At 48.0% G+C, this 22,510-nt stretch carries 19 protein-coding genes and 6 tRNA genes; 12 read left to right on the forward strand and 13 right to left on the reverse strand.

Annotation, left to right across the window (positions count from 1 at the left end; translation table 11 throughout):
* Window positions 1-38 precede the first annotated feature (38 nt).
* The 4 genes from gluQRS to thpR form a co-directional block, all read right to left on the reverse strand.
* Window positions 39-917 carry a tRNA glutamyl-Q(34) synthetase GluQRS gene (gluQRS, locus tag A8L45_RS11095; RefSeq protein ID WP_068902228.1) on the reverse strand — a complete coding sequence of 293 codons (879 nt, stop codon included), beginning with the start codon at window positions 915-917 and terminating at the stop codon, window positions 39-41.
* 69 nt (window positions 918-986) lie between these two features.
* Entirely contained in the window at window positions 987-1,436 is a 450-nt protein-coding gene (gene dksA, locus A8L45_RS11100; RefSeq protein WP_068902231.1) for an RNA polymerase-binding protein DksA, read from the reverse strand.
* A gap of 129 nt (window positions 1,437-1,565) precedes the next feature.
* Window positions 1,566-2,276 (reverse strand): DNA/RNA nuclease SfsA, encoded by a 711-nt coding sequence (sfsA, locus tag A8L45_RS11105; RefSeq protein WP_068902234.1) that lies wholly within the window; start codon window positions 2,274-2,276, stop codon window positions 1,566-1,568.
* On the reverse strand, window positions 2,266-2,811 hold the full coding sequence (gene thpR, locus A8L45_RS11110; protein WP_068902236.1) for an RNA 2',3'-cyclic phosphodiesterase: 546 nt from the start codon (window positions 2,809-2,811) through the stop codon (window positions 2,266-2,268). The genes sfsA and thpR overlap by 11 nt, the downstream gene beginning before the upstream one ends.
* A 69-nt stretch (window positions 2,812-2,880) precedes the next feature.
* Here thpR and hrpB point away from each other — a divergent pair, with 69 nt between their 5' ends.
* Together hrpB and mrcB are read left to right on the forward strand one after the other, a co-directional pair.
* Entirely contained in the window at window positions 2,881-5,334 is a 2,454-nt protein-coding gene (hrpB, locus tag A8L45_RS11115) for an ATP-dependent helicase HrpB (RefSeq protein WP_068902348.1), read from the forward strand.
* A complete protein-coding gene (gene mrcB / locus A8L45_RS11120) occupies window positions 5,335-7,725 on the forward strand; it encodes a penicillin-binding protein 1B (protein WP_068902238.1) in 2,391 nt (796 codons plus the stop codon). It begins immediately after the preceding gene.
* Between the two features lie 122 nt (window positions 7,726-7,847).
* Here the strand turns inward: mrcB and A8L45_RS11125 are convergent.
* A tRNA-Phe gene (locus tag A8L45_RS11125) sits at window positions 7,848-7,923 on the reverse strand.
* A 297-nt stretch (window positions 7,924-8,220) separates the two neighbouring features.
* Here A8L45_RS11125 and A8L45_RS11130 point away from each other — a divergent pair.
* The 9 genes from A8L45_RS11130 to A8L45_RS11170 are packed head-to-tail and all read left to right on the forward strand — an operon-like array spanning window position 8,221 to window position 17,320.
* Complete coding sequence (locus A8L45_RS11130; RefSeq protein WP_068902241.1) at window positions 8,221-8,499, forward strand: STAS domain-containing protein; 279 nt, start codon at window positions 8,221-8,223, stop codon at window positions 8,497-8,499.
* Window positions 8,500-8,523: 24 nt separating this feature from the next.
* On the forward strand, window positions 8,524-8,883 hold the full coding sequence (locus tag A8L45_RS11135) for a response regulator (RefSeq protein WP_068902243.1): 360 nt from the start codon (window positions 8,524-8,526) through the stop codon (window positions 8,881-8,883).
* A gap of 24 nt (window positions 8,884-8,907) precedes the next feature.
* The gene (locus tag A8L45_RS11140; protein WP_068902245.1) at window positions 8,908-11,043 is read left to right on the forward strand and encodes a chemotaxis protein CheA; all 2,136 of its coding nucleotides are present in this window, start codon (window positions 8,908-8,910) and stop codon (window positions 11,041-11,043) included.
* A gap of 9 nt (window positions 11,044-11,052) precedes the next feature.
* Window positions 11,053-11,556 (forward strand): chemotaxis protein CheW, encoded by a 504-nt coding sequence (locus A8L45_RS11145; protein ID WP_068902247.1) that lies wholly within the window; start codon window positions 11,053-11,055, stop codon window positions 11,554-11,556.
* A 12-nt stretch (window positions 11,557-11,568) separates the two neighbouring features.
* Window positions 11,569-12,039, forward strand: coding sequence for a chemotaxis protein CheW (locus A8L45_RS11150; RefSeq protein WP_068902249.1), 471 nt, complete (start codon window positions 11,569-11,571; stop codon window positions 12,037-12,039).
* Between the two features lie 21 nt (window positions 12,040-12,060).
* A complete protein-coding gene (locus A8L45_RS11155; RefSeq protein WP_068902251.1) occupies window positions 12,061-14,736 on the forward strand; it encodes a methyl-accepting chemotaxis protein in 2,676 nt (891 codons plus the stop codon).
* Entirely contained in the window at window positions 14,721-15,593 is an 873-nt protein-coding gene (locus tag A8L45_RS11160) for a CheR family methyltransferase (RefSeq protein ID WP_083228306.1), read from the forward strand. The genes A8L45_RS11155 and A8L45_RS11160 overlap by 16 nt, the downstream gene beginning before the upstream one ends.
* Before the next feature lie 27 nt (window positions 15,594-15,620).
* Window positions 15,621-16,256: a chemotaxis protein CheD gene (locus A8L45_RS11165; protein ID WP_068902253.1), complete on the forward strand. Its 636-nt coding sequence runs from the start codon at window positions 15,621-15,623 to the stop codon at window positions 16,254-16,256.
* Entirely contained in the window at window positions 16,256-17,320 is a 1,065-nt protein-coding gene (locus tag A8L45_RS11170) for a protein-glutamate methylesterase/protein-glutamine glutaminase (RefSeq protein ID WP_175401973.1), read from the forward strand. The genes A8L45_RS11165 and A8L45_RS11170 overlap by 1 nt, the downstream gene beginning before the upstream one ends.
* Window positions 17,321-17,566: 246 nt before the next feature.
* Here the strand turns inward: A8L45_RS11170 and A8L45_RS11175 are convergent.
* The 8 genes from A8L45_RS11175 to mutY all read right to left on the reverse strand — a co-directional run bounded on the left by A8L45_RS11175 (window position 17,567) and on the right by mutY (window position 21,398).
* Window positions 17,567-17,642: transfer RNA gene (locus A8L45_RS11175), tRNA-Asn, on the reverse strand.
* A gap of 513 nt (window positions 17,643-18,155) precedes the next feature.
* A tRNA-Asn gene (locus A8L45_RS11180) sits at window positions 18,156-18,231 on the reverse strand.
* Window positions 18,232-18,354: 123 nt separating this feature from the next.
* A tRNA-Phe gene (locus tag A8L45_RS11185) sits at window positions 18,355-18,430 on the reverse strand.
* A 35-nt stretch (window positions 18,431-18,465) separates the two neighbouring features.
* A tRNA-Thr gene (locus A8L45_RS11190) sits at window positions 18,466-18,541 on the reverse strand.
* 48 nt (window positions 18,542-18,589) lie between these two features.
* Window positions 18,590-18,665 (reverse strand) — tRNA-Phe (locus A8L45_RS11195).
* Between the two features lie 127 nt (window positions 18,666-18,792).
* Window positions 18,793-19,932: a membrane-bound lytic murein transglycosylase MltC gene (gene mltC / locus A8L45_RS11200; protein ID WP_068902255.1), complete on the reverse strand. Its 1,140-nt coding sequence runs from the start codon at window positions 19,930-19,932 to the stop codon at window positions 18,793-18,795.
* A gap of 104 nt (window positions 19,933-20,036) precedes the next feature.
* Window positions 20,037-20,309 (reverse strand): oxidative damage protection protein, encoded by a 273-nt coding sequence (locus A8L45_RS11205; RefSeq protein WP_068902257.1) that lies wholly within the window; start codon window positions 20,307-20,309, stop codon window positions 20,037-20,039.
* Between the two features lie 36 nt (window positions 20,310-20,345).
* A complete protein-coding gene (gene mutY / locus A8L45_RS11210) occupies window positions 20,346-21,398 on the reverse strand; it encodes an A/G-specific adenine glycosylase (RefSeq protein ID WP_068902259.1) in 1,053 nt (350 codons plus the stop codon).
* A 257-nt stretch (window positions 21,399-21,655) separates the two neighbouring features.
* Here mutY and trmB point away from each other — a divergent pair, with 257 nt between their 5' ends.
* Entirely contained in the window at window positions 21,656-22,372 is a 717-nt protein-coding gene (trmB, locus tag A8L45_RS11215) for a tRNA (guanosine(46)-N7)-methyltransferase TrmB (RefSeq protein WP_068902261.1), read from the forward strand.
* Window positions 22,373-22,510 lie beyond the last annotated feature (138 nt).

The raw sequence follows: 22,510 nt of genomic DNA on the forward strand, positions 1-22,510 counted from the left end.
ATAAAATGACGGCATATAGTACATCAATAGACCACATTTTAGAATGCCGTGATCACTTCAGTTTCGGCTGGCAAACGCATAGGTTGCCAGTTGGTAACGGCCCACTCCAGCAGCTCCGATACCGATGCACCTGACAGCTCGACAGGGACGGGCAACTCTAGAAACGCTAATGCCGCTTCAAGTGCTGGTCCGGGGTGACGATTGTCGATAGCAGGTGCATGATTTTGCTTTGACAGTTTGTGACCTTTGCTATTCAACGCTAAGGGTAAATGAAGGTAACTGACAGGCGCTGCGCCGAGCTTGTGATAAAGAGCGCGCTGTCTGCCTGTTGGCTCAATCATGTCTGCCCCGCGCACAACCTCAGTGACTCCCTGATAAATATCGTCGAGCACCACGGCAAGGTTGTATGCAAAAAGTCCATCCCGGCGTTTAATAATGAAATCTTCTGCCGCCATTGCTTTATCAAGCGTAATGTCACCGTGCCTTAGATCGGAAAAAGTGGTGACAGGGGAATCTATCATTAATCGCACACCTGAACCGTCAGGCCCTAAAACGCGATGACGGCAGGTTCCCCGGTAAATGCCCCCGCTGTCTTTTATCTGTCGTCGCGTGCATTGGCAATAATAAGCTTCGCCAGATAACAGCCATTGGTCAATTTGATGCTGATATGCCTCAGTGCGGTTACTTTGATACAAGACGTCGCGATCCCATTGAAGTTGATAGGCTTCAAGGGTACGCAAAATGGCACTGGCAGAACCTGCCACTTCCCGGGGTGGGTCGATGTCTTCAATACGAACCAGCCATTGGCCACCATTTGCCCGTGCCTGCAAAAAACTCCCTAATGCAGCGATCAGGGAACCAAAATGCAGTGGTCCGGAAGGCGAGGGCGCAAAACGCCCGATATATTTCTGATTCATAGCTCTTTAACAGGAAAAGGGAGCCAACAGCTCCCTTTTCTCATTCGCACGCGATAAAAAACAGGGGGCTTAACCCGCCATTTGTTTTTCTTTGATTTCAGCCAGTGTTTTGCAGTCGATACATAGATCGGCTGTCGGACGGGCTTCCAGTCGGCGAACGCCAATTTCTACACCACACGAGTCGCAGAAACCGAAGTCATCGTCTTCGAGTCGTTGAAGCGTTTTATCAATTTTCTTGATTAGCTTACGCTCGCGGTCACGGTTACGTAACTCAAGGCTGAACTCTTCTTCCTGCGCTGCACGGTCAACAGGGTCAGGAAAATTTGCCGCTTCATCCTGCATGTGATGAACGGTTCTGTCTACTTCTTCCCTGAGCTGATTACGCCATGCTTGGAGGATCTTACGGAAATGATCGACTTGGTCATCGTTCATGTATTCCTCGCCCGCCTTTTCCTGATAGGGCTCTAACCCGGCAATTGCCAGGATGCCCAGCGATTTTTTTACTTTGCTTTCTGGCATTCAGCGTTCTCCTAAATACACCTTGACCTACTCGGTCAAAAGAGGGCGGTATCTATAGCAGAAAGCCCATGGGTAGGCAATCTTTGTTTTATGCTTATCAGATCCAATGTGAACATAATTGCAATTTTCTCAAATATGAGAGAATGGAAGTTCAAATTTTATGCTCAATTCACTGGGCGAAAGCGTTGCTTTACAGCAGATAATCTCAATACCCATTTGCTCTGCCTCTATAAGCAACTGATTATAGACCGCATCTATATGTTTTGCCGCAGAAACCCGATTAATACCAGAATGAAGTACTGCAAAAAATAGTACAGCACGTTGGCCATCTGCAGCGATAGCAGCAAGCTCGCGCAGGTGTTTCTGGCCTCGGGTTGTCACTGAATCTGGGAAGTATCCCTGATCTTCATGCTCCAGAAGCGTGACACTTTTTACCTCAATATAGCAGTCTTTACGGCCTTCAGATTGCAACAAGATGTCTATACGGCTATTTTCCAGCCCATAGCTGACTTCTGTACGTAATTCTGTGTATCCGTCCAGACTAGGAACGCGGCCCATTTTTATGGCCTCAATCACTAACTGGTTAGCCCTTGCTGTATTAACGCAAATCATATGACCCGTGCGGGTCTCGGTGAGTTCCCAGCTGTTGGCATATTTTCTTTTTTTGTTATCTGACGTGGAAAACCACACCGTATCGCCAGGCTCAGCGCACCCTGTCATTGCACCTGTATTGGCGCAATGGATTGTTCGGATGCTATTGTCCGGGAGTTGTATATCTGCAAGAAAGCGTTTGTAGCGGCGTAACAGAGTGGCCGATTCAAGCGGTGGATCAAAATTCACCTGTATGTCCTTCGTTCAATGGCCAGTGCTGAAGGCACTGGTAACGCGCACCTTTTTGTTCAGGGTCGGGTTCAGAAACAAATAATCCGAATCGCCTGAAGGTCAAAGATAGCGGAGTAAGTGGCACAAGCTGCGGCACAGTAGCATTGCGCAGCAGAGTGATGTGCGGAATATACTCTTGATCGAAATCTTTTCCAGTAATTGATGAACTTAGGCTCTGTAATGTTCTGGCCAGTGATGACAGGCCATCTGGTACAGGGTCCAGTCCCAGCCAAATTGCGCCGGATCGGTTAAAAAAGCCGAGCTCACCAGTATTGGTTTCGATGATCCCTGCTTTAATATGGTTTGCCTGCTTACGCAGCCGGCTGGTGTGCTGTGCAGTGACGTTGCCAAGAAACGCAAGCGTCAGGTGGAGATTGTTATCTTGTACCGGCTTTCCTGCCTCTGATAACTGGGCTTTCAGTGCAACAATTTGCTTTCTGGCAGCGAGGTTTTGCTTCTCTGCCAAATCCAGTGCAAAGAATAATCTTGGCATGCTCTGCCCCATTCCCTTGTGATTTTGTTTAAACTGTTAGCCGTTAAGTTTTACACAAAGGCGCTGGATTTGTCACAACTGCCCATAGAAACCGTGTTGGATGATCTCTTTCAGGGATTGATAAAAAGAGACAGGCTCATTGTTAAGGCACCTCCGGGTGCAGGTAAGTCAACCCGACTGCCACTTGCTCTCCTGCAACATTCAATTGTCGATGGAAAAATCCTCATTCTTGAGCCAAGAAGATTGGCTGCGAGAAATATCGCTCGCTTTCTGGCCAGTGAACTAAAACAGTCAGTGGGTGACACCGTTGGACTGCGGGTCCGCGGTGAGAGCAAAGTCAGCGCCGCTACCCGTCTTGAAGTGGTTACCGAGGGAGTGCTGACCCGGATGATTCAGGATGATCCCGAACTGACGGGGATTGATCTGGTCATTTTTGATGAATTTCACGAACGCAGCTTACAGGCAGATCTGGCATTGGCCTTGACACTGGATGTTCAGCAGGGGTTGAGGGATGACCTGAAAATTCTGGTGATGTCAGCCACCTTGGATGATGACGCTCTGGTCAATCTGTTGCCAGATGCACAGGTGGTAAGCTCAGAAGGCAGATGCTATCCCATAGATGTGGGCTATAAAACAGTTACCCGTCAATATGGTTACGAGTCGCGGGTTGCAAATGAAATTCGTCAACTTATGCAGCAACAACCTGGTTCTGTTCTGGTCTTTCTGCCGGGTGTCGGCGAAATAAAACGGACTGCAGAAGCATTGGAAAATACGTTGCCCGGGGACGTCATTGTCTGTCCTCTTTTTGGTCAGTTGTCTGTTGCCGAGCAACAAAAAGCGATTGCCCCGCCACAGGATGGTGCACGAAAGGTGGTATTGGCGACCAATATCGCTGAAACCAGCTTGACCATTGAAGGGATAAGAGTTGTGGTCGATAGTGGACTTGAGCGGGTTGCCAGATTCAACCGTAAAACGGGTGTTACCCGTCTGGAGACTGTTCAGATCGCCAAATCATCTGCTATTCAACGTGCTGGACGTGCAGGAAGGCTGGAGCCGGGGTACTGTCTTCGCTTATATGGAGAAGAGACATTTCAGCGCATGCGCACAGTCCCCGAGCCAGAGATCACGACCAGTGATCTTACATATCTAGTGACTGAGCTTACACAATGGGGTTGTGAACCTGAGGCACTATCCTGGCTAGATATGCCCCCTGCACTTCATTGGAAACAGGCCAAAGAACTGCTCTTTCAGCTGGGTTTACTCAATGATGATGGAATGACACCGCTTGGTCGTTGCGCGCAAGTGTTTGGCACTGAACCGAGATTATCTGCTATGTTGGCGTTTGCCGACTCCCTCGATGAACAGGCAAAATTGACTGCCTGCTGGCTGGCTGCGTGGGCGGAGGAGCCTCCGCGAGGAATAAGAGAACCGAGTCTTTCCGCTCATCTTCTCGCGTTAATCAACAAAAAAGGCCCTCAATATCAGAGAGCCAAGCATTTTGCCCGCAGACTCAATATCACGCTCCGCGCTACATTGGACCATGATTGGCTTCCTGTCCTTGCGGCGTATGCTTGGCCCGACAGAGTGGCGATGGCCCGTGGCAACGACGGACGATATTTGTTGAGTAACGGACATGGCGCTGAGTTGGAACCTGATCATCCTATGAGTGGTCTTCCACATCTTGTGGCGGTAGATTTAATGACAGTCGGTCAGGGAAACAGTCGAATTTTTGTTGCTTGTGCCCTTGATATTGATGTCCTTCAGCGACATATTCCTGCTTTGTTTGACCAGTTTGAATGGGTTGACTGGGACGACGACAAGGGCAGAGTGATTGCTGAGCGGCAGACCCGATTGGGAAAACTGGTGATTGAACGTTACCCTATTGACGCACCAGAGCAGGGCAGAATCACGGAAGCACTGCTCACGGCATTGCGACGTAAAGGGTTAGACGCACTCAATTGGGGCGACAAAGCAGAGAGTTTACTTTTGCGCTCGCGCTGTGCGTGTGAGTGGCAAGTACCGGTTTCTCTGCCTGCACTTGGCAGCGAAGCAATGCTTGAAACGCTTGAGGAATGGCTGGCTCCTTTTATGGTGGGTATGACGCGCTGGGCGGAACTAAGTAAACTCGACCTGTATCCGGCATTAGAGGCATATCTTGGCTGGGAGACGGTGAAAGACATTAATTGTCTGTTGCCGGAGCATTATGAGGTTCCGACTGGTTCGCGTTACCGTATCCGATATCAGCTTGGTCATAAACCTGTGTTGGCTGTCCGTATGCAGGAAGTCTTTGGTGAGGCACAGTCGCCAGTTATCTGCGATGGTAACATCACGCTGGTTCTCGAGCTGTTGAGTCCAGCTCAGCGACCCTTGCAGATCACTCAAGACCTGGCAGGGTTTTGGCAAGGTGCCTACCGCGAAGTACAGAAAGAAATGAAAGGGCGTTACCCGAAGCACGTGTGGCCGGATGATCCGGCAAATCATGTTGCTACTAATAAAACGAAAAGACATTTTAAGTCGCATTAAATGGTCATAAAAATTAAAAACGCAGCCACGGAAAAGCCAAAGCAGGGGAAAACAAAAACCCCGGCAAAAAAGAAGTCATCGACTACCCGTAAATCGCCTGCAAAAAAATCATCGAACAAAAAAAATAACCAGCAGAAAAAAAACTGGTTTAGGTGGACTGCCGTTCTGGGTCTCAAGCTTGGGCTTTGTTGTGTGGCGGTAATGGCATTGTTTGGGATTTATCTCGACAGTAAAATCCAGAGCAGGTTTGAAGGACAAATCTGGTCTCTGCCCGCTGTGGTTTACGGGCGGGTTTTGCACCTTGAACCCGGTGATAATCAGGATATTCAGGGCCTGAAACAGGAACTTGAATTATTAAATTATCAACGTGTCAGACAGCCGGAAAAAGCCGGCCAGTATGCAGCCTCTTCCACCAAAATTGAGATCATTCGTCGTCCCTTTGAGTTTGAGGATGGCTCAGATCCCTCTCGTCATGTGATGATCAGCTTTGATCAGCAGGGTGTGAAAAAACTTAAAGATATGGACAGTGGCAAGCAACTTGGTTTCCTCAACATTGAGCCCCGGTTGCTGGGAATGATGAATCCCCGGGGCGATGAGCAACGTCTGTTTGTTCCCCGTGAAGGGTTTCCAGAGTATCTGGTTGATGCACTGCTCACGACAGAAGACAGGGATTTTTATCACCATGGCGGTGTATCGCCGATTGCCATTGCCCGGGCTTTTGTAGCAAACCTTCGTTCAGGGCGAACCGTGCAGGGCGGATCGACCTTAACACAGCAACTGGCCAAAAATATCTTCCTGACCAGGGAGCGCTCTCTATGGCGAAAGGTTCAGGAAGCCTACATGGCTGTGATCCTCGATTATCGCTACAGCAAAGACAAAATACTGGAAACTTATCTCAATGAAGTGTACCTCGGGCAGGCGGCAGGAAATGCTGTGCATGGATTCCCATTGGGTGCCCGGTTGTATTTTGGCAGACCAATTAATGAGCTGAGTCTGGACCAACTGGCCATGCTGGTGGGCATGGTGAAAGGCCCCTCTTATTACAATCCGAGGCGTTATCCGGAGCGTGCCAGACAGCGCCGGGATCTGGTGTTGAGGCTGATGATGGAACAAAACCTGATCTCAGGCGCGCAATATGAGCAGGCTGCATCGCGCAAACTCGGGATCGAGAAAGATGTTGGACTGACCCAGAGGCAGCCTGCATATTTTGAGCTTCTCCGGCAGGAAATCAAAGAGAGAGTCGGCGGGCAGTTCACTCCGGGGACCGGGTTACGGGTATTTACAACCTTGGATCCGTTATCGCAGCAGTTGATTGAGAAAGCAGTAGTCGACACTGTGGGTAGCCTCAAAAAGAGAGCAGGAAAAAAACTTGAGGCTGCAGCTGTCATTGCAGACAGAAGCTCTGGGGAGATCCGGGCCGTCGTCGGCGGAAGTCGACCGGGTTATGCCGGTTTCAACCGAGCATTAAATGGAAGCCGACAAATCGGATCGCTCGCCAAACCGCCAATTTATCTGGCTGCTCTCTCACAGCCAGACAAATATAACCTGATGTCGCCGTTGGATGATAATCCACTGAGCCTCAACAGCAACGGTACTCAGTGGCAACCGCGAAACTATGATCGTAAATACCGAGGACAGGTCCCTCTGATCACCGCGCTGGAAAAATCTTACAACATTCCGACGGTGAATCTGGGGCTGGATCTGGGCCTTAACAATGTGGTTGATACCATGGCAGATTTGGGTATTGATCCTGACCAGATCACCCGGGTGCCCTCTCTGCTTTTAGGAGCGTTTACCTTGACGCCGATGGAAGTCACTCAAATGTATCAAACGCTTGCCAGTGGCGGCCGCAAAGCCTCATTGACTGCACTGCGTTCTGTGGTGACACAACAGGGCGATGTTCTCTACAGGCAATGGCCTAAGTCATCGCAGGTTGTCCCCGCGCAGGCAAGTTGGCTGACCTTGTTCGCAATGAAAAAGGTGGTGGCGTCAGGCACTGCGAGACGATTGAATCACGAGTTCAGTTGGGCATCCTTGGCAGGAAAAACAGGGACTACGGACAATAACAGAGACAGTTGGTATGTGGGTATTGATGGCCGCGAGGTTGTCACTGTCTGGTTGGGGCGTGACGATAACAAGCCGACAGGACTGACTGGCTCCAGCGGTGCCTTGCCCGTCTATCAGAATTATATAAAACGACGTCAGCCACAGCCATTATTGCTGCCTTGGCCGAGTCAGCTCACATCAGTGTCTTATCACAGGCAGGCAACCAGCTTTGTGCCGGATTGTAAGAGTAAAACCACACTGCCAGTCTGGGACCGCGATGGTAAATGGAAAAGTTACTGCCAGGGAGGCCCTGTAGGGTGGCTGGAAAGGTTGTTTAACGGATAAGTTACTATCCGGCAAAGAGTAAACGACTGATAAGCCTCGCACTGTGTGCGGGGCTTTTTTACTTTTATTCAACCCCAGAAACAACAAAGCCCCAGCATGAGCTGAGGCTATGTTGTGATATATGGTGCCCGGAGGCGGAATCGAACCACCGACACGAGGATTTTCAATCCTCTGCTCTACCAACTGAGCTATCCGGGCAACGGAGGGCTATTAGACGCTACCTAAAAACGTAAGTCAAAGACTTTTCCGTTGCGTCCTGCTCATCCGCTGTTTTTTTCACTGATTAGTTTGTTTTTACTTCAGGTCGGGTGAGGAAGAGCCAACCCGATTCCGCAACACGGTGATTTGAAACCCGCAATCGGGCCGTTTTCTTGACGTTAAAAAAGTAACAAATATTCATCTCACCAAAAAAGAAACATTTTGCTCACAATTGCTACACTTTACTGAAGTGTGAGGTTGACATTCCTTTTTAAAAAAACCTTGGGAATTTTCAAAATGAGCGTGTCTTTGGGGGAACAGGTAGACATTTCACAAGTGTTGACCTTGAAAGAAGCCTTTCTTAACGAACTCGGTGAAGCGGGAAATGCTTTGTCTGTGCAAGGCGGCGAGGTAGTACGGGTCGATACATCCGGCTTACAACTGCTACTGGCAGTAAAGCGTCATTGCGAAAAAAATAACATCGAATGGACATGGGAATCAGTGTCTGACGAACTGGCTCATGCGGCTGGGGTCATTGGGTTAACAGAGCAGTTAGCGTTTAACGGCTTTCAATAGTGATTATTTTTTCAGGGTGAGAGTATGCGAAAAATATTAGCGGCGGATGACTCAGTCTCCATCCGTCAGATGGTCAGTCATACGTTAAAAGAAGCTGGATACCAGGTAGAAACGGCTAACGACGGGGCTGATGCGTTGAACAAAGCTAAACTGGCGCAGTACGACGTGATCATTTCAGATGTCAATATGCCGAATATGAGCGGCCTCGAGTTTGTTAAAGAGGTACGCACAGTGCCGCAATACAAATTCACACCCATTTTAATGCTGACGACAGAATCCTCAGTCGAGAAAAAGTCGATGGGTAAAGCGGCTGGCGCAACTGGTTGGATTGTGAAGCCATTTAACCCGGAAACGCTTCTGAAAACCCTGCAACGAGTCCTCTAAACACCTGCGAAATAGGAGTTATTCATGGCTTTGGATATGGATCAGCTACGCAAGATTTTTTACCAGGAGTGCCGGGAGAATCTTGAAATATTGGAGCAGGAGTTACTGTCGCTGGACCCAGACTCTGAACTGGACCCCGAAGCAATCAATTCTATTTTCCGAGCAGCCCATTCTATCAAAGGTGGTGGTGCAACGTTTAATTGCAATGAGATCAGTGTGTTTACCCATGATATGGAAACGCTTCTTGATGAGGCAAGAGAGGGTAAACGTCATCTTGATCACTACACAATAGATTTATTGCTCAAAGGCGGTGACTGTATCAATGGCATGTTGGTCGCCTACGAGACGGATACTGATTTTGACCATGAACTCAGTGCATCCCTCACCCGGCTGTTTGAAGAGTTGCTTGAGGGTGAATCGCATTCAAACACTACGGGGTCGGTTGTATCCAAAGGCGCTGACGTTGAAAGTGACGAAAAAAATGAGGTGTCGGTCGATGCTGGAGAATCTGATAACGCTGACTGGGTAGTGGTATTCAAACCATTCAAAGACATGTTTTTTACTGGTAACGATCCCGTCCGTATCCTCCGTGAGTTTTTTGATTTGGGTGCTGACTGCAACATCGAATGTTTGATGGATGATCTCGTCGAACTGGATGAGCTTGAGCCAGAAATGTCATACCTGACATGGCGCATAACGATTGATGGGGTTATCGATGAGGCGAGTATTCACGAGATATTTGAGTGGGTGGAAGATGAGTGTGACTTGACCATCTCTCGGTCAGGTGAAGTGATAAGTAACACAGGCGATCAGGAGTTAGATGTTATGCCTGAAAATCATCAACAGGAAGCCGTTCCGGACAGCAAGGCTGCCGTCGATAGAGAGCCTCAGCCAGAGGCGAAACAAGAAGCAACAGAACCGACTGCAGACGGTAAACGTGCCAAAGCACCCATCGCAAAAACTGATGCGGTATCGTCGATTCGGGTTGAAATCGACAAAGTCGATAACCTGATAAACCTTGTCGGGCAGCTTGTTATCACGCAATCCATGCTGACTGAGCTCGGTCAAAACTTCAACGAAGAAAAGGTTGAACGTTTGCAGCTCGGCCTCGAGCAGCTTCTTCAGAATACTAAAGAACTGCAGGAGAGCGTATTCAACATTCGCATGTTGCCGATAAGTTTTGCTTTTAACCGATTCCCTCGTCTTGTTCGGGACTTGTCATCGCAACTTGGCAAAAGTGTTGAATTGGTCGTTGAAGGTGAGAAAACGGAGCTGGACAAAACAGTGTTAGAGCGGATAACCGATCCCTTGGTGCATTTGGTGCGCAACGCCGTCGATCATGGTCTGGAACCGCCTGAGCTGAGAGCGGAAAAAGGCAAACCGACAGAGGGAAAGGTCTTCCTTAACGCCTACCATCAGGGCAGCTCCATTATCATTGAGGTAAAAGATGATGGGGCGGGGCTGAATAAAGAGAAAATCTGGTCGAAAGCACGAGAAAAAGGTCTCTTGGGTAATGATGTTCAGCTGAACGATATGACTGATGCTCAGGTACACAGCCTGCTTTTTGCTCCGGGTTTTTCAACTGCCGACACGATTTCGGACGTATCGGGTCGTGGCGTCGGTATGGATGTCGTCAAAAGAAATATCGAAGAGCTTGGTGGGCATATAACAGTGCATTCGGCGGCTGACGAGGGAAGCACCTTCCGAATAAGCCTACCACTGACACTGGCTATTCTAGACGGTCAGTTGGTCAAACTGGGCGACGAAGTATATGTCGTTCCGCTTATTTCTATCATCGAGTCTCTCCAGATTGATCCCCAGCGCGTCAAAATGGCGACAGGGGGAATTGAACTCTACCGCCTACGCGACGAGAACATTCCTATATTGCGTTTAAAAGAGGAATTTGGGCTGGGTGAGAGTGGTGATCTTGACCACCAACTCCTTTGTCTCGTGGAGGCGGGTGGTACCCGAATTGGCCTGCTTCTTGACGAAATGCTTGGTCAACAGCAGGTAGTGATCAAAAGCTTGGAGTCTAATTACTCCAGAGTCAGCGGTGTCTCCGGCGCAACAATTCTCGGAGATGGTTCCGTGGCATTGATTCTTGATGTACAGGGACTGATGACAAGCTTCCTTTCTCGGTTTAAAGATATAGCGGCATAGGTGAATACGATGGCAGAGCAAGCATTATCTGAGGCGCCAACAGACCAAAACAGCACGAGAGATGAAGTCCGCCTTCAGGGGTCTGATTTTCTGAGTTTTGATTTAGCTCATGAGTTGTATGGTGTCGATATTCAGGCGGTCGTAGAGATCAGAGTATGGGAGCATCCCACTCCATTGCCCCACGCGCCGGAGTTTATATGTGGTGTGATAAATCTGAGGGGGATGATCGTTCCCGTCATGGATCTTCGCCTGCGTTTTCATGTTGGGCAGGCAGATTATCTGCCCACCACTGTCGTTCTGATATTGAAAGCCAGCGATGATAGCGGTGGGAAAATTATGGGCATAGTAGTAGATGCAGTGTCCGATGTTATCGACCTGGGTGACGATAGTATATTGCCACCCATTGGCGACTCAGAAGTAATGCCATTCGTGAGCGGATTATTGAACGTCGACAGCCAGGTGATGAGTCTTCTGGATGTAGACACCCTGCTTAAAATCGACGATTTAATATAGAAGGAGGCACCCATGGCTGAGGTTGCCAAAGAGTATCTGAGCTTTCTTATTGATGAGGATGAATATGGTGTTCACATCCTCGATGTCAAAGAAGTCAGAGGATGGTCAGAAGTAAGAAGCTTACCCAACACCGCCAGCTACATGCTAGGTGTGCTTGAACTCAGGGGGGAGTATATTCCCATTGTTGATCTTAGGCAGCGTCTTGGAATGACGGCAGCGGTATTGAACAATACGACAGTGGTCGTCATAGTGAAAAATGAGAGAGAACAGTCACTGGGTATCATTGTTGATGCTGTGGCAGAAGTCTACCAACTCACCTCAGAACAAATTAAGTCTGCCCCCGGGTATGTAAAGATAGATCAGAAGCTTATCGACGGAATAGCGTCAGTGAATGGCCGTCATGTTGTCTTAATCCATCTTGAGCAGCTGTTCGACTTTCAAGAGCTACATAATGTCGCACAACCGGATCTGAGCGAAACCTGATGCTATTTGGGAGTACTGACAATGTCGTGGTGGAACAACAATTCAAAACAACGAGACAGTTCAACAGACGGGTCAAAGCATCTTTTACTCGCACTAAATAGCGCGCAGACGGCAATCGTAACCGTAGATAAAAAACTCAACGTCTCTTTTGTTAACGAAAAGGCCCTTGAGCTACTATCAATGCACAGGGACATTTTCAGAGCATGGAATACCAATTTCCAAGCACGAAGAGAGTGGTTAATCGGTCAGAACATCGACATTTTTCATACCGACTTCTCTGAGCACAATGGCTCGCTAAATGACCTCAGCAACAGGAAATATGAAGCCGAAATTACCGCCAAAGGTGCGAATATTCACCTTGCTATCACAGCCTTTAATGATGAGAAAGGGGAACATGTAGGGAATGTCCTAGAATTTGACGATGTTACTGAGCATCGACAACAAGAGGCTGAGCGGGCGAGACTTCAGACAGCGATTGATCAGTCACTTACCGCTTTGGCGATGGTTAACCGAGACTTTGAGATCACCTATATCAATCAGCAAACACTGAGATTGTTTGAGAAGCATGCCTCAGCATTTCAAACGATTTGGTCAGACTTTACCGCTGATCCAGATTGGCTGATGGGACGCTGCATCGAAAACTTGTACGCTGATCCCCAACATCAGTACACCTTAATGTCAGACCCCAACAACCTTCCACACTGCACCGATATCACCATTGATGGCTTGGTTATTGAACTTAATATGTCAGCCATTGTTGACGCCAACGGTGACTACATAGGCAATGGACTGGAGTGGCGCGATGTCACAGATATCAGGTCACAGGAGAGAAAAGCTGGTCGTCTAGTCTCTGCAGTGGAGGGGATGACAACAAATATTATGATGGCCGATCGAAACGGCATCATTAAATACTCAAACCCTGCCCTGACAACTATGTTCAGGCATCGGGAACGTGAACTTCAGTCGCTCTTTCAGGGATTCAACGCTGATAAGCTCGATGGAGTAAACATTGACGTCTTCTTCAAAAACTCCACCCACCAGCACGATACATACTCAGATCCCGCTCGTATGCCGTTTACATCCCATATTGCTATCGGTGGTCTGGAGTTCGATGTCACCTGTATTGCCATGCACGACGCCGGGGGATCATATTTAGGGCCTGCACTTCAATGGGAAGATGTTACAGAGCAAAATGCTGGTCAGCGCGATGTGCAAAGACTGATTACGGACGCTTCGAAAGGGGTATTGGACTCGCGAATTGATACGGAAAACTACTCAGGCTTTATGGCTAATCTTGGTGGTGCAATCAATGGGCTTATTAGCAGTATCGTTGAGCCACTCAACCAATGTCAAAGTGTGATGAGCAAGGTAGCTGAGGGTGACCTGAAAGTTGAAATGCCTGATAACTACCAAGGCGATTTCAAACAACTCAGCAACGCAGTCAATCGTTCAATTATTAACTTACGTGAAATGGTAGGTAAAATCACCGACTCAACGACCAAAGTCGCTTCTGCTTCGAATGAAATCGCTGAAGGCAACAGCGACCTGAGCGAGCGAACTGAAGAGCAAGCCTCCAGCCTCGAAGAAACAGCAGCCAGTATGGAAGAGATGACAGCGACGGTTAAACAAAATGCTGAAGGAGCTGAAGCTGCAAACAAACTGTCTGAGGATGCCAGTAAAAAAGCACAGAAAGGTGGGGATGTGGTTAGTCAGGCTGTATCGGCTATGGGTGAAATTAATCAGGCCAGCAAGAAAATTGCTGACATTATCAGCGTCATAGATGAGATTGCTTTCCAAACCAATCTATTGGCGCTCAACGCTGCCGTTGAGGCTGCAAGAGCCGGTGAACAGGGCCGGGGGTTTGCTGTTGTGGCAGGAGAGGTTCGCAGTCTCGCTCAACGAAGCGCTGGCGCTGCCAAAGAAATAAAAGATCTCATCAAAGACAGCGTCGAAAAAGTCTCTGAAGGGTCACGGCTGGTGGATGAATCTGGAGATGTTCTGAATCAGATTGTTGATGCTGTGGGGGAAGTGTCTGCACTGATATCTAATATCAATTCAGCCAGTCAGGAACAGGCGACAGGTATTGATGAGATATCCAAGGCTATCGAGAAAATGGATGAGATGACTCAGCAAAATGCTGCCTTGGTTGAACAGGCAACTGCCTCAAGCCAGTCTCTTCGCGAAGAGGGTAAGGAGCTACTCAATCTGATCAGTTTCTTCCGCGTTGATGAGGCGAAAGCTGCGATTAGGACTCCTTCAGTCAGGAAACAAAAGACCGAAGAACCGGCTCAAAGGTCGTCTTTAAGGAAGCAAGAGGCGAGAGAAACAGTACGAACATCGTCGGCAAGGAAGCAAGAATCGAAAGAAACAGTACGAACATCGTCGGCAAGAAAGCAAGAGTCCAAAGAAACTATTCGTACATCTTCGGAACGGAAAAAAGCGACCAAAGAGCCCATTCGAACGCCGTCGATACGGAAAAAAGATACCGAGGCCAAAAAGCGAAAATCGGTTGAAGAGAAAACGGTAACTGGCCGTGATAAGCCCGCGAAAGAGAATAAGCCGGTTATCAGTGAACGACGTAAGAGATCGAAGGAAAGAGCTGAAGCTGCAAGACGAAAGTCCGCCGCTAAACGTGTCGCAAATAGTGATTTGGTGATCGGCAATACGGATCCAGACGATGAATGGGAGGAGTTCTGACGTTGAGTTTGTTGAAGTCCCTCAACAAGTCAGGCTCGGGTAGGGCGCCCAGAGAGTTTCCATTTTCTGAAGCCGATTTCGATTTCATCAAGCAATACATGTTGGAACAAACGGGCATATGTCTGGCCGACCGGAAATTTTCGATGGTATACGGTCGTCTCGCCAGAAGACTAAGGCGACACGACCTCTATACCTTCTCTGATTACCTCAAGCTTATTGAATCAGATGAGCAAGAGAAAGTAGCATTCGTGAATGCACTGACTACCAACAAAACGCAATTCTTTCGAGAAAAACATCACTTTGATTATATTGCCCGAGAGCTTGCACCCCAATGGCTCACGCGGTGTCATCAACACGTGCGCGTATGGTCTGCGGGCTGCTCAACAGGTGAGGAGGCGTATTCGATTGCTGTTGTACTTTCATCACTACTTGGCGATAAAGTTGATTTCAAGATCACTGCGACAGATCTTGATACTCAGGTCCTTGAAACAGCGAAAGAAGGGATCTACGACATTGATGCGGCCCGCAATATCCCTATTCAGTGGCTAAAAAAAGGGTTTAATCGCGGGACAGGTAGCAAATCAGAGTTGATGCGCGTCAAGCCTGAGCTAAAAGAAAACATTACGTTCGAACAGCTCAATCTTATGTCTGAATGGCCTCATAAACATAAGATGGATGTTATTTTTTTCCGCAATGTGATGATTTATTTCAACCGTTCTATCCAGCAGCAGCTTTTGAAACGACTCTGCGGGCAGTTGCGTCCCGGCGGCATCTTGTTTATCGGGCACTCTGAGAGTATGGGCGAGATGGCAGAACACTTTGAAAACCTCGGTCAGACCGCTTATCGAAAGCGTTGAGTTCATTTTATGAATGAGGAGTAACCCATGCAGAAGGTGCTGGAGCTAAAGGGGCATCCCGAAGGCTCCAAGGTGATGAGATACTACCTTCCCAGCCGACAAAAGATGTTAGTTAAAATTCATCAGGGTGAGGTGTATGTGACCTCTGAAGACGAATTGATTGGCACCGGTTTGGGGTCCTGCATTTCGGCCTGCATCTGGGATCCTGAAGTGTCACTTGGTGGAATGAATCACTTTATGCTTCCTTTTGGCACCTCTGACGATATTGCCGAGTGGGACCCGACACAATGGCGTTCAAAAGCTGCAAGGTATGGCAATTATGCAATGGAATTACTGATTAATACCCTTATCCAGCAGGGAGCGGAAAAAAAGCGCCTTCAGGTGAAGTTATTCGGCGGTGGTGTGGTGATGGGAGAATGTGCTGCGATAGGAGAAAAAAATATTGCCTTCGCAAAAGACTATGTCAGCAGTGAAGGACTGACCTTGGTCGGTAGCGATTTAGGTGACGACTTTCCAAGAAAGTTGATGTTTGACCCCTGTACTGGTCAAGCCTGGGTAAAAAAAATGCGCGGTTTTCGTGAAGAAGTCGAAAACTTTGATAAGAAATATCGCCGGGTCCTGCAAAGCCGCAAAGTGGACTCCGGTGATTCGGAGCTATTCTGATGGTGAAAAAACGCAGAATAAAAGTCCTCGTTGTCGACGACTCTGCTGTTTTCCGTGCCTTGTTGACCGATATTCTGGAAAGTGATCCTCAGCTTAAAGTCGTCGCCGGCGCAGAAGACCCTTATGAAGCGCGTGAGTTAATCAAAAAACTCAAGCCAGATGTTCTGACTCTGGACGTTGAGATGCCGAGAATGGATGGCGTCCAGTTCTTACGTAATCTTATGCGGCTCCATCCGTTGCCTGTCGTCATGCTGTCGACACTGACTCAACACAAAGCTGATGTCACATTGGCCTCGCTAGAAATTGGTGCCGTGGATTATCTACCAAAGCCAACAAAGAACCTACAATCGGAGCTGGAAAGCTATCGTGAGGTGCTGATTGAAAAAGTCAAAATGGCTGCAAAAGCTAACCTGACTGCCCATGCTGAAATCATGAGTGGCCCCAGCTATTCAAAAATAGATATATCAGCACAACGTTTTGACGCCAGTCTGGTCGATGTGATTGCCATAGGGGCATCAACGGGCGGCACTGAAGCACTAAAAGTACTGTTAAAAAACATGCCAGCCAAAATGCCGCCAATTGTCATTACTCAGCATATTAAAGCTGTTTTTAGCAAGTCTTTTGCCGATCGACTGAACAGAGAATCCGCTTTGCATGTGGAAGAGCTTACGAACAAACAAAGTCCTCTCATCCCGGGACGGGTGTATGTGGCACCGGGAGACAAACATATAGAGGTAATAAAGAAAGGACAGCGTTTCTACTGCAGACAAAATGACGGTGATCCTGTTCTGCGCCATAAGCCATCGGTAGATGTAATGTTCCAGTCTGTTGTTAAAGCCGCGGGAGGTAGAGCGGTAGGTATTCTTTTAACGGGTATGGGGCGTGATGGTGCTGACGGAATGAAAGCTATGCACACTGCCGGTGCGGTGACATTGGCGCAGGATGAACTGACCTCTGTTGTGTGGGGGATGCCAAGAGTTGCGATAGAAATGGGGGCCGCTACCCATGTTATGCCTCTGAAGAAAATTACCCCTTTCTTAGTTGAGATGTTTTACCACTCTTGAATTCCAGCACTCACTGTAAAAAATAATTACTCGATTACATAAACAACAAAGCCCCAGTCTTTCGACTAGGGCTTAAATTTTTCTCTTCCTGCTGGACTTTGGGGCCGCTAATCCGGGGCTACCTAGGTGGTAGTCGAGGTGTTGAGCCCGGGGTAATGGTGCCGAGGTCAGCGACAGAGTGAGGGCGAAGCCTCGAACAAACAGCAGAAAGAAAAAAGCCCCAGTCTTTCGACTAGGGCTCAAATTTGGCTCCCCCTGCTGGACTTGAACCAGCGACATACGGATTAACAGTCCGCCGTTCTACCAACTGAACTAAGGGGGAAAAGTTAAGCTATTTAAAGCTTAGTTGTCATTATTTTTATCACCAACCAGCGAGTGGTTGCGCCTGACAACGGAGCGCATTAAAACGGTTTTCTGGCTTTGAGTCAATGCGTTTTTTTATAAAAATGTTTGTTTGCTCTATTTTTGGCTGGTCAGGCTTTTTTTTCATCAGTTTATGTGTCTTTTCCAATCCAGACATGTCGAATAACTTCTGGCGGTGGAAATCATTTATCGAGGGTGTAGGAGGCTGAACACTGCCTCACTGACGGAAAATTGATGAAAGAGTGAAATCATAAGAACGACAAATTGAAAGAAAACACTTCAAGCATCAACAAAGGAAAAAACGGGAGTTTTGCGACTGTGTTTCGAAGGTGCATCCCCAGCGGGGTTGATAAAGTCGCTGAAATTAGGTAACTCGTGCGGGGCCGCCTAGGTCAGCGACATATTGAGGTATAGCCTCAAATAAGCAGTAGAAACAAAAAAGCTCCGGTCTTTCGACCAGAGCTTCTGAAAGTGGCTCCCCCTGCTGGACTTGAACCAGCGACATACGGATTAACAGTCCGCCGTTCTACCAACTGAACTAAGGGGGAATTGTTTATTACTGCTATCGCAATAACAATCAATATTTAGGCCGTGAGACGGATTTAACCGCACCCGGCTAGTGACCAACATATGTATGCAGTGCATACAATGAATCTATCACCAAATTGTAATGGTGCCTCGAGGCGGAATCGAACCACCGACACGGGGATTTTCAATCCCCTGCTCTACCAACTGAGCTATCGAGGCAATGATAGCAGACGATTACGTCTGCATCATATAAGTGGTGCCGGCTACCGGAGTCGAACTGGTGACCTACTGATTACAAGTCAGTTGCTCTACCAACTGAGCTAAGCCGGCACACAAATCGTGAAATAATGTTTAAATATCAACACCATTTCTGAATTATGGTGCCCGGAGGCGGAATCGAACCACCGACACGAGGATTTTCAATCCTCTGCTCTACCAACTGAGCTATCCGGGCTAACGGAGCGCTATTAAACGGATTTTAGCCCTGAGCGTCAACTCTTTTTTTCAAAAAAAACGTCACATTGCATCGTTTGAACATTTGTCAGTCAAACTGGCGCGATAGTGGTCATTTTTTCAGGTTTTTAGCCAGACTTTTCGAATGATTTCTGAAATTTGGTGACCTTTTGCAAATACCGCCGCGATTCTGCTGAGGGGTGTTTATTAGTCAGCGCCCAGAATACCTGATTGGGTTTTAACCGATTAAGATCCGTCATTGCTTTGGTTCTGCTGCGGCGGTCGAAGGTGTTCAGCACATTTCCTGCACCGCCGTTATAAGCAGATATCATGCTGTAGTGGAGCGAGAGTGGGTTGCGAACATCCTTCAGGTAGCGGTTCTTCAACAGGTAAAAGTATGCAGTGCCCATATCTATGTTGTTTGCCGGGTCAAAGAGATACTCAGGGGTGGGTTGTCCACCACGTTTTTTGACCAATTTAAACACATCTTTTCCTGCAGTTTTTGGCACAACCTGCATCAGTCCATAAGCATTGGCCCAGCTCACTGCATATGGATTAAAGCTACTTTCAGTTTTGATAATGGCGTAAATCAGAGATTCAGAAATACCGTAACGACGTGATGCTTGTTTTACGATACTGGCGTATTGGTAGCTTCGTTTTTCGGCGTGATCGCCAACCATGGGGATTTCGACGTAAAAGATCTTCTGAATACCGAGTGCTTTTTTCTTGAGTTTTTTCGCAACCAGATAGTCAGCAAAACGCTGCGCTCGCCATTGCCAGGCTATGGCTTTGCCATCCTGATCGAGTACCTGCCCTTCAAGAAATGGTCTTCCTTCTATTGCAACGTCTGCGGCTGAATAAAGGTCAACAGATGAGGGATCGTTAGGAGTGAGGAGGGTAGTGACAATGGCAGTTTCAAGATGTTTTTTAGGGTCAGTTTTAGCCACAGTTTCTACTGTTATTACTCCCTTGCTGAAGTCGATACGTGCCCGGCTCAGATAATTATCTGTGTATTTCACATAGTCACGCTTGCCTGCGACATAGACCTCGTCCTTGCCCCAGCGAACCTCAATATCTCCCGTGAAGCTACGGATCAAGCTGTCCAGTGCCCGAACATCCTTCTCAAACTGCCCGGGAAGAGGCGCAAGGTTTTTGGCAAACCGATTGCTCACCTCATAATTGACACCCCAGAATCTTTCAACACTTGCCCGGCTGCACCCCGCCAGTAAAAAAAGGATTGCCAAGGTACTGAAAAGTCGTAGTCGCATAGAAAACGCTCAATAAAAAAAGACATCCTGACCAGCTTAATCAGGATGCCTTTGTGCATAAAGTCTTTATGACAAAACAGTCGGATTAGTCCCAACCAGAGGTGTTATTCCGAAGGAGGTGTATAACCTTCGATAATAGTGTCGTGACCTTCAAACAGGAATTTGACCATCTCATCTTCCAGAAGCTTGCGGTGCTCAGGATCCATCATGTTGAGTTTCTTTTCATTGATCAGCATGATCTGCTTGGCCTGCCATTCAGCCCAGGCTTCTTTAGAAATATTATCGAAGATACGTTTGCCAAGATCACCCGGGTACAGCTGGAAATCCAGTCCCTCTGCGTCTTTCTTCAGGCGTTGACAAAATACGGTGCGGCTCATTATGAAGCTCCTGCTTGTTGTGCGACGTTTACCGGTTTAATGAAGTTCGCGGGTCAGTGTTTTCAGTAACTTCTGTACTGGTGCTGCCAGCCCGACTTTTTCAGGTTGTGTTAAGTTATACCAAAGGCCGCCCTGAGCTTCCATTATCATTGTCGGTTGTCTTTTAAGCCTTACTCTCACCGGGAGAATATCGAGGTGAAAATGACTGAAAGTGTGACGAAAAGCAGTAAGGTGCTCAATATCATAGGCGTTATCTGTGCCACACATGGTCAATACGCTTGATTCAACCTTGCTCTCTTCCGTTTCAGGCAAGCACCATAACCCGCCCCATAGCCCGGAGGGTGGACGTTGTTCGAGCCAAATTTGTTCTTCATACTGGTAGAGAAGAAAACAGGCCTGTTTCTCCGGCAGCACTTTTTTCGGCTTTTTACCCGGAAAGTCGGTTTGTCTGCCAAGAGCGTTGGCTTCGCAACTGTAATTGACCGGGCAAAGTTCGCACTTAGGTTTACTGCGTGTGCAAATCATCGCACCCATATCCATCATGGCCTGATTATATCGGTTGACGCCCTCGGCTGGCGTGTTGATTTCTGCATGCTGCCAGAGGATATTTTCGACAGGTTTTTTACCCGGCCAGCCTTCTACGGCATAGTGACGCGCAAGGGTGCGTTTGACATTGCCGTCGAGAATGGGGTGATGAAGACCAAGTGATAGAGAAAGCACTGCGCCTGCTGTTGAGCGTCCGACACCGGGTAACGCCATCATGTCATCAATATTGGTTGGAAACTCCCCCCCAAACTTTTCAACGACCATCACCGCTGCCTTGTGAAGGTTTCTGGCTCTGGCGTAATACCCCAAGCCTGTCCAAAGATGTAATACCTCATCAAGATCGGCGGCGGCCAGATCGGCAACATTTGGAAAACGCTCCATAAACCGCTCAAAGTATGGGATCACTGTCGCTACCTGAGTCTGCTGCAGCATGATCTCTGACAGCCACACTTTATAAGGCGTTTTGTTGAGTTGCCATGGCAGGGTTTTCCGGCCGTATTTGTCGTACCAAGTCAGAATTGCATCAGAAAAAGACAGGCTCACAGTTTGCTTCTCATTTATTATCATTGGGGATAGGCTTACGACTGACGGGATAATTCGGTTTAACCTGAACATTACCGTTTGGCGTATTGATACTATGTTAACAAGATTACCCATCTTTTGCTGACTCATGAAGGAATAGGTCTGGCTGAGCCTATGAGCACCTCTCAGGCAGTTTGCCTCTTGCACATGGGCCGAATCTTTGGATAATGCGCGATCCGCTTAACTTTTCTTCACTACGAAGGCGAAGGCACAACATCATGACTGAAGTGACCAAAACTGAACTGACCGAAGACGGCAAAGTTGTTCGTAAGATCCGCAGCTTTGTTCGCCGCGAAGGGCGACTGACCAAAGGTCAGGACCAGGCTATGCAAGAATGCTGGCCAACCATGGGCATTGACTTTGAAGACAAAAAACTGGTCTGGAATGAGGTATTCGGCAACGATAACCCGGTCGTTCTTGAAATCGGTTTTGGTATGGGTGCCTCACTGGTTGAGATGGCAAAAAATGCACCAGAGAAAAACTTCGTGGGAATCGAGGTTCACTCACCGGGCGTTGGCGCATGCCTGATGGCAGCCCGTGATGCTGGCCTGACAAACCTGCGTGTGATGTGCCACGATGCCGTTGAAGTATTTGAGAGTATGCTACCAAAAGCAAGCTTGGATACTGTTCAGCTATTTTTCCCTGATCCGTGGCACAAAAAGCGTCACCATAAGCGTCGTATTGTTCAGCCAGCATTTGTTGAAATGCTGCGTGACAAGCTGAAAATTGGCGGTATTTTCCATATGGCGACAGACTGGGAAAATTACGCAGAACATATGGTTGAGGTTATGGATGTGGCTCCGTGCTATGCAAATACTGCAACCGATGGCCCGTATATTGCCCGTCCAGAAGAGCGTCCGCTGACGAAATTTGAACAGCGTGGTCATCGTCTCGGCCATGGTGTCTGGGACATGAAATACGCACGTACGGAATAATTTCGATCCGCACAAATCCTGAGACACAGGCGAGGTAACGTCTCTGCTAAGGTCTCAGGAATGATGATAAGCCAACCACAGGGTTGGCTTTTTTGACCTTGATAGTGGCGCAATGAGAAGTCACTCGCATCTTTACTG

It is taken from the genome of Veronia pacifica (genome assembly GCF_001707825.1).
In the GTDB taxonomy this organism is placed as follows: domain Bacteria; phylum Pseudomonadota; class Gammaproteobacteria; order Enterobacterales; family Vibrionaceae; genus Veronia; species Veronia pacifica.